Origin of the sequence: Nocardioides sp., from assembly GCF_034670285.1 — a bacterium.
GTDB lineage: Bacteria > Actinomycetota > Actinomycetes > Propionibacteriales > Nocardioidaceae > Nocardioides.
In genome coordinates this window covers 1-7,927 of sequence record NZ_JAXMNS010000155.1, presented here as the reverse complement: position 1 = coordinate 7,927, position 7,927 = coordinate 1, and the positions used below count along the sequence as shown (strand labels likewise).

Below are 7,927 nucleotides of genomic sequence, written 5' to 3'. Positions count from 1 at the left end.
TCCGATCTGGCCGAAAGGCGAGCGCGTGCTCCCCGGCTCGCTCCTCGAGGTGACGATCCCGGTCGAGGTCGATCCCCTCGCCGTCGTCCCCGAGGTGGTCGAGGGCATCGGGATCATCCACGACGACGACTCGATCGTGGTGATCGACAAGCCCGTGGGCGTCGCCGTGCACCCGTCGCCGGGCTGGTCCGGCCCGACGGTCGTGGGCCACCTCGCTGGTGCCGGCTTCCGGATCGCCACCAGTGGCGCCTCGGAGCGTCAGGGCATCGTCCAGCGCCTCGACGTCGGCACGTCCGGCGTGATGGTGATCTGCAAGTCCGAGCACGCCTACTCGGTGCTCAAGAACGCCTTCCGGCACCGCACGGTCGACAAGACCTACCACGCGGTGGTCCAGGGACATCCCGACCCGCTCGAGGGCACGATCGACGCCCCGATCGCGCGGCACCCCGGTGCCGACTACAAGTTCGCCGTCCTGGACGGCGGACGCGCGAGCGTCACCCACTACGAGACCCTCGAGGCGCACCGCTTCGCGAGCCTGCTCGAGGTGCACCTCGAGACCGGACGCACGCACCAGATCCGCGTGCACATGGCTGCCCTGAAGCACCCCTGCGTCGGCGACCTCACCTATGGTGCCGACCCCACGCTGGCCAAGCGGTTCAAGGTCACTCGGCAGTGGCTGCACGCGGTCAAGCTCGGCTTCGAGCACCCCGACACCGGTGCCTACGTGTCCTACGAGTCGCCGTACCCCGACGACCTCGCGCTCTCGCTCGATGCCATCCGCGACTCCGACTGACCTGGCCCTGCGCCCGGCCGCGCTCGAGGACGCCGCGGACGTCGCGCGCGTCCATCTCCTCTCCCGGAAGACCGCCGTCGCGTCGGGGGCCATGCCTCCCGGCATCCACGGCGACAGCGACGTGGAGGCCTGGCTCGCGGCCCGGCTGCAGGTCGACGAGGTGTGGGTCGCCGAGGTCGACGCGGTCGTCGTGGCCTACCTGCGGCTGACCGAGGAGTGGCTCGACGACCTCTACGTCGTCCCCGATCGTTCAGGGCAGGGAATCGGCAGCGCCCTGCTCGAGCTGGCCAAGGCCCTGCGTCCTGCTGGCTTCGGGCTGTGGGTCTTCGAGACCAACCTCGGTGCCCGACGCTTCTACGCCTCGGCCGGCCTGGTGGAGGGTGAGCTCACCGATGGGTCCGACAACGAGGAGAGGGCTCCGGACGTGCGGATGCTCTGGATCCCCTGACCGGTGGGGGAGTGCCTGGGGTGCCTCCGGTGTCGGAGGTGCCTGGCACCATCGGTCGAGCCGGTGACGTAGTCTGAGGACCTTCCCCAAGAAGGTCGCACGGCTGCCTCCCAGCACGCACAAGACCCTGTTCTACGCCCGTTCACGACCCGACGAGGAACACCACCGATGTCTGCCGGTTCCCCTGACACAACCACCGGAAGCTCGACCGGGAGCAAGGACTCCTTCGTCCACCTGCACGTCCACACCGAGTACTCCATGCTCGACGGCGCTGCCCGACTCGGCGCGCTGACGGAGCGTGCGGCTGAGCTCGGGATGCCCGCAGTGGCGATGACCGACCACGGCAACGTGTTCGGGGCCTACGAGTTCTACTCCAAGGCCAAGAAGGCCGGCGTGAAGCCGATCATCGGCATCGAGGCCTACTTCACCCCCAACATCAGCCGCCACGAGCGCAAGCGCGTCAACTTCTACGGCGGCGGACCCGACGACGTCTCCTCTCGCGGTGCCTACACCCACATGACGCTGCTCTCGGAGTCCACGCAGGGGATGCACAACCTGTTCCGGATCTCGACCGGAGCGTGGCGTGACGGGTTCTTCCAGCATCCGCGTGCCGACCGCGACCTGCTGTCGCAGCACTCCCAGGGCATCATCGGCACGACCGGCTGCCCCTCGGGCGAGATCCAGGTCCACCTGCGCCACGGCAACTACGCCGCCGCCCGGCAGACCGCCGCCGACTTCCAGGACATCCTCGGTCGCGAGAACTACTTCCTCGAGCTGATGGACCACGGGCTCGACATCGAGAACCGCGTGCGCGACGGGCTGCTCCGTCTCGCCGGCGACCTCAAGATCCCGATGCTCGCGACCAACGACTCCCACTACGTGATGCGTGAGGACGCCAAGTCGCAGGAGCACCTGCTCTGCATCAACTCGGGCTCGACGATGGACATCCCTGCCGGCGACGGCCCGGGACAGCGCTTCGCCTTCTCGGGTGACGGCTACTACCTCAAGTCCGCCGCCGAGATGCGGGCCCTGTGGGTCGACAAGTACGACCTGCGCGAGGCCTGCGACAACACGCTCCTCATCGCCGAGCGCTGCGAGGTCGAGTTCTCCGAGGCGCCGGGCAAGTACATGCCCAAGTTCCCGTGCCCCGAGGGGGAGAACGAGGACTCCTGGATGGTCAAGGAGGTCGAGCGTGGACTCAAGGCCCGCTACCCCGGCGGCGTCCCGGAGGCCTCGCGCAAGCAGGCCGAGTTCGAGCTCGGCGTCATCATGCAGATGGGTTTTCCCGGCTACTTCCTGGTGGTGGCCGACTTCATCAACTGGGCGAAGAACAACGGGATCCGGGTCGGCCCGGGGCGTGGGTCGGGCGCCGGGTCGATGGTCGCCTACGCCATGCGGATCACCGACCTCGACCCGCTCGTGCACGGCCTGATCTTCGAGCGCTTCCTCAACCCTGACCGCGTCTCCATGCCCGACTTCGACATCGACTTCGACGAGCGTCGTCGCGGTGAGGTCATCAAGTACGTCACCGACAAGTACGGCGACGACCGGGTCTCCTACATCGTCACCTACGGCACCATCAAGGCCAAGCAGGCCGTCAAGGACTCCAGCCGCATCCTCGGCTACCCCTTCGCGATGGGCGACCGGATCACCAAGGCGATGCCCGCTGCGGTGATGGGCAAGGACGTCCCGCTGCAGGAGATCTTCGACCCGCAGCACAAGCGGTACGGCGAGGGCGGTGAGTTCCGCACCCTCTACGACGGCGACGCCGACGTGAAGAAGGTCGTCGACACCGCGATCGGCATCGAGGGCCTGAAGCGTCAGTGGGGGGTGCACGCGGCCGGCGTGATCATGTCGAGCGAGCCCCTGCTCGACATCATCCCGCTGCTCAAGCGGCCCTCCGACGGCGCGATGATCACGCAGTTCGACTACCCGACCTGCGAGAACCTCGGCCTGATCAAGATGGACTTCCTGGGGCTGCGCAACCTCACGGTCCTCGACGACTGCGTCAACAACATCCGAGCCAACCGCGGCGTGGAGCTGGTCCTCGAGGACCTCACCCTCGACGACCCCGAGGCCTACCAGCTGCTCGGCACCGGCAACACCCTCGGCGTCTTCCAGCTCGACGGCGGCGCGATGCGTGGCCTGCTGCGCCTCATGCGACCCGACAACTTCGAGGACATCTCGGCCGTCCTGGCGCTCTACCGCCCCGGTCCGATGGGTGTCGACTCCCACACCAACTACGCCCTGCGCAAGAACGGCAAGCAGGAGTCCACCCCGATCCACCCCGAGCTCGAGGAGCCGCTCCAGGAGATCCTCGGTCAGACCTACGGCCTGATCGTCTACCAGGAGCAGGTCATGGCCGTGGCCCAGAAGCTCGCCGGCTACACGCTCGGTCAGGCAGACCTGTTGCGTCGCGCGATGGGCAAGAAGAAGAAGGAGGTGCTCGACGCCGAGTACATCCCCTTCTCCGACGGCATGAAGGCCAACGGCTACTCACCGGCGGCGATCAAGGCCCTGTGGGACGTCCTGGTGCCGTTCTCCGACTACGCCTTCAACAAGGCACACACCGCTGCCTACGGACTGATCTCCTACTGGACCGCCTACCTCAAGCAGCACTACGCCGCTGAATACATGGCCGCGCTCCTGACCTCGGTCAAGGACGACAAGGACAAGATGGCGATCTACCTCAACGAGTGTCGCCGCATGAAGATCCAGGTGCTCCCGCCCGACGTCAACGAGTCCGCGGCCACCTTCACCCCCGTCGGCACCGACATCCGCTTCGGTCTCACCGCGATCCGCAACGTCGGCGCCAACGTCGTCGACGGTGTCGTGGGGGCCCGCGAGGAGAAGGGTCGCTACACCGACTTCAACGACTTCATGAGCAAGGTGCCCGCACTGGTGTGCAACAAGCGGGTCATCGAGTCGCTCGTGAAGGCCGGCGCCTTCGACGAGATGAAGCACCGACGCAAGTCGCTGGTCGCGGTGCACGAGACGGCTGTCGACCAGTACGTCGACATCAAGCGCAACGAGGCCATCGGCCAGGACTCGCTCTTCGCGGGGCTCGACGACGCCGAGGACGGCGGTGCGGCGTTCGGGGTCACCGTGACCATCCCTGAGATCGAGGAGTGGGACAAGATGACGTTGCTCGGGCACGAGCGCGACATGCTCGGGCTCTACGTCTCCGACCACCCGCTGCTCGGGCTGGAGCACGTGCTCTCCACCGGCACCGACTGCACCATCGGTCAGCTGATGCTCGACGAGGACCGCCCCCACGGCAGCACCTTGACGATCAGTGGGCTGATCACCTCGGTCAATCGCAAGATCACCAAGCGCGGTGACGCCTGGGCCACGATCACCCTCGAGGACCTCGACGGAGCCATCGAGGTGCTGCTCTTCCCCAGCTCCTACCAGCTCGCCAGCCCCTACCTGATCGAGGACGCGATCGTCCGCGTCAAGGGCCAGCTCTCCCGCGACAAGGAGCAGCCGGAGCTGCGCGGGCAGGAGCTCACCGTGCCCGACCTGAGCACCGGACCGGGCGGACCCACCGGCCCCGTCACGATCAGCCTGCCGTCGACGCGGTGCACCGCTCCGGTGATCGAGCAGCTCAAGGACGTCCTCGGTGCCCACCCCGGCCTGACCGAGGTGCGCCTACGACTGCTTGCTCGCGAGTCGACCAAGGTGATGCGCCTCGACGACCGGCTCAGGGTCACCCCGACCTCGGCGCTGTTCGCCGACCTCAAGCAGCTGCTGGGCCCCGGATGCCTGACCGGATGACGCGCCGACGCAGGTTCCTGGGGCAGGGTGCGGAGTTCGTGCTGGTCCTGGCGGTGTTCGCCGCCGTGGGCGCAGCCGCCGGCTGGCTGTGGGAGCGCTGGTGGTCGCCGATCACCGGTGTCGTCGTCGACGGCACCTGGGTCGCCGGCTACCGACCCGAGGGCGACGGCTTCGTCTTCGACTTCCCCAGCCTCGAGAACTTCTTCGACGGCACCGCGCAGTACGTCGTCATCGGAGTGCTGGCAGGACTCGTCCTCGGAGTGGTGTTCAGCCTGCTCGGGCGCGGCTCCGAGCTGGTGATGCTGGTCGCGGTGGTCGCTGGTTCGGCCCTGGCGGGCTACGTCGCCTACCGCCTCGGCACCCACCTCGGGCCACCGGACCCCACGACCCTCGAAGCCGCAGCGGCCGACGGCACGACGTTGCCGGGGGACCTGACCGTCGAGGGCGCCAGTCCTTTCGTGGCGTGGCCGCTGGGAGCCCTGATCGGCCTGAGCGTCACCTACCTCCTCACGACCTCCCGAGCGCACACCCACGCACGGGGCGCGTCCGGCCCGGTGTGGATCGACGAGGGCCCACGGGCCGCAGACCGGGTATAACTCCTCCTAGCAGCGCATCACAGACCCCACGTCTACCTGCCGATCGAGGCCGACCGCCATGTCGAGCAATCTTCCGCCCACTGGCCCGCCCACTGGCCCGCCCACTGGCCCGCCCACCGGCCCGCCCGCGGGTGCCCCTTCCGGACCGTGGGGGCCGCCCTCGGGTGCCCCGGCCGGAGGACCGCCGGGACCGCCGCCGAGCAGCCCCCCAGCCGGCTGGGACCAGGGGGCGGCCGAGGTCCTCCACGGTGGTCGTGGCGGTCAGGTGCCGCCCGCTCCGCCTCGCCGCGGAAGCCATGGCGGCGGCAACGGTCGTCGGGGTGGACTGATCGCGGGCGGCGCCGCGATCGGCGTGGCAGCGCTCGCTGTCGGGGCCTGGGCCGGCTACTCAATGTTCTTCGCCACTGGCGCCCAGCCGGCCGAGGCGCTGCCGGACTCGACTGTGGCCTACCTGTCGGTCGATCTCGACCCCAGCGGTCAGCAGAAGCTCGAGGCACTCTCGACCCTGCGGCAGTTCCCGGCGTTCGTCGAGAACGTCGACCTGCGCGCCGAGGACGACCTGCGCCTGCGACTCTTCGAGCAGCTCCAAGGTGATGGGCTGTGCCCCGAGGTCGACTTCGAGGACGACATCGACCCCTGGCTGGGCAACCGCTTCGCCACGGCCGCCATCAAGCTGGGCGGAGCGGGCGAGGGCACCGCCGGACTCGACGTGACCGCCGTCGGCGTCGTCCAGCTCGACGACGCGGAGAGGGCTGAGGACGGGCTGGCCGCGCTGCGTGCCTGTGGAGGCGACAGCGAGGCGTTCGGCTGGTCGATCGTGGGCGACTGGGCGGTGCTCGCCGAGACCGAGCAGGTGGCGCGCGACGTCACCGATGCTGCAGCGGACGCGCCGCTGTCGGCCGACGACGACTTCGAGCGGTGGACCGGCGAGGCCGGCGACCCCGGCATCCTCACCGGCTACGCCGCCCCGGCCTTCGGGGGACTGTTCGCTGACATCGCCGGAGATCTCGGTGGACTCGGCGGTTTCGCCTCGCCGCCGATCGACTGCCTTGCACCGCGTGGCGACGACCTCGATCCCTTCGCCGAGGACCCCTTCGCCGAGGACCCGTTCGGCAGCGACCCGTTCGGCAGCGATCCCTTCGCTGACGAGTGCAGCGGGGAGTTCGTGCCGCCCGCAGGCGACGGGATGAATGACATGTTCGCGGCCTTCGCCGACTTCGAGGGCGCTGCGATGACGATGCGCTTCTCCGACGGCGGCCTGGAGGTCGAGGTGGCCTCCGGCGTAGGCAAGATGTCCTCGGACTCCCTGACCAGCGACGCCGGGGCCGACGTGGTGTCCACGCTGCCCGAGGACACTGCTGTGGCGCTGGGCATCGGCCTGCCCGAGGGATGGAGCGAGGACTTCCGTGAGGGCTTCGACGACGTCCTGGGTGAGGGCGGGCTCGACGGCTTCCTCTCGTTGGCCGAGGCGGAGACCGGTCTCGACCTCCCGCAGGACCTCGAGACCTTGCTCGGCACCTCGACCGCAGTCGCCCTCGGTGGCGATGCGGACCTCGCCGATCTCGACGCCCCCGAACCGCCGGCGGACTTCCCCCTGGGCCTCAAGGTCCAGGGCGACACCGAGGCGATCTCCGAGGTCTTCGACGACGTCCTTCGCTCCCTGGGCGACCCCACGCTCGACTCGTTGCTCGGCTACGACGTCGACGGCGACTTCATGGTGGCCGGACCTTCCGCGGACTACCGGGCTGAGCTGCTGGGGGACGGCGGCCTCGGCGACACCGACGTCTTCGAGGAGCACGTCCTCGGCGCCGACGAGGCCGCCGCCGTGTTCTTCGTGAACTTCGACGCCGGCTCCTGGTTGACCTCGATCCCGGGCCTGCCCGACGACGTGCGCCGCAACCTCGCGCCGCTCAACGCACTGGGGTTCTCGGGCTGGACCGACGACGACGTCAGCCACGTCGCCCTGCGTCTCTCCACCGACTGACGACGCGCGGCCGCCGCGGGGCGCCCCGGAGCAGGGGCCTAGCGGCGGCCGATGTCGTCGACGATCCCCTCGGTGATCTGCACCAGGTCGGCGCCGGTCAGCTCGAGGTCGAGCCCGCGATGTCCGCCGGAGACGAGCACCGTGGGGTGGTCCAGGGCCGAGCGGTCGACCACGGTCGGGTGAGGTCGCCTCTGCCCGATGGGGGAGATCCCACCGACCACGTAGCCCGTGGCCCGCTCGGCCGCGACGGGCGCGGCCATCTCGGCCTTCCGACCACCGACCGCCCGGGCGAGCGACTTCAGGTCGAGCTGGCCGCTGACCGGCACCAC

At 69.2% G+C, this 7,927-nt stretch carries 6 protein-coding genes; 5 read left to right on the top strand and 1 reads right to left on the bottom strand.

All coding sequences use genetic code 11. The features are described 5' to 3' along the window. The 5 genes from VOI19_RS09485 to VOI19_RS09465 all read left to right on the top strand — a co-directional run. Nucleotides 1–793 (top strand): RluA family pseudouridine synthase (locus tag VOI19_RS09485; RefSeq protein ID WP_323792723.1); only part of this gene is annotated, 793 nt, incomplete at its 5' end. Next, the gene (locus VOI19_RS09480) at nt 771–1,241 is read left to right on the top strand and encodes a GNAT family N-acetyltransferase (RefSeq protein WP_323792722.1); all 471 of its coding nucleotides are present in this window, start codon (nt 771–773) and stop codon (nt 1,239–1,241) included. The genes VOI19_RS09485 and VOI19_RS09480, both read left to right, overlap by 23 nt. A gap of 168 nt (nt 1,242–1,409) precedes the next feature. Next, entirely contained in the window at nt 1,410–5,018 is a 3,609-nt protein-coding gene (dnaE, locus tag VOI19_RS09475; RefSeq protein ID WP_323792721.1) for a DNA polymerase III subunit alpha, read from the top strand. Then, a complete protein-coding gene (locus VOI19_RS09470) occupies nt 5,015–5,614 on the top strand; it encodes a hypothetical protein (RefSeq protein WP_323792720.1) in 600 nt (199 codons plus the stop codon). Before dnaE ends, VOI19_RS09470 begins: the two co-directional genes overlap by 4 nt. Before the next feature lie 391 nt (nt 5,615–6,005). Continuing rightward, nucleotides 6,006–7,598, top strand: a complete 1,593-nt coding sequence (locus VOI19_RS09465) for a hypothetical protein (protein ID WP_323792719.1) — start codon at nt 6,006–6,008, stop codon at nt 7,596–7,598. A gap of 38 nt (nt 7,599–7,636) precedes the next feature. Here the strand turns inward: VOI19_RS09465 and VOI19_RS09460 are convergent. After that, nucleotides 7,637–7,927: YbaK/EbsC family protein (locus VOI19_RS09460; RefSeq protein WP_323792718.1), on the bottom strand; the 291-nt coding region annotated here is incomplete at its 5' end.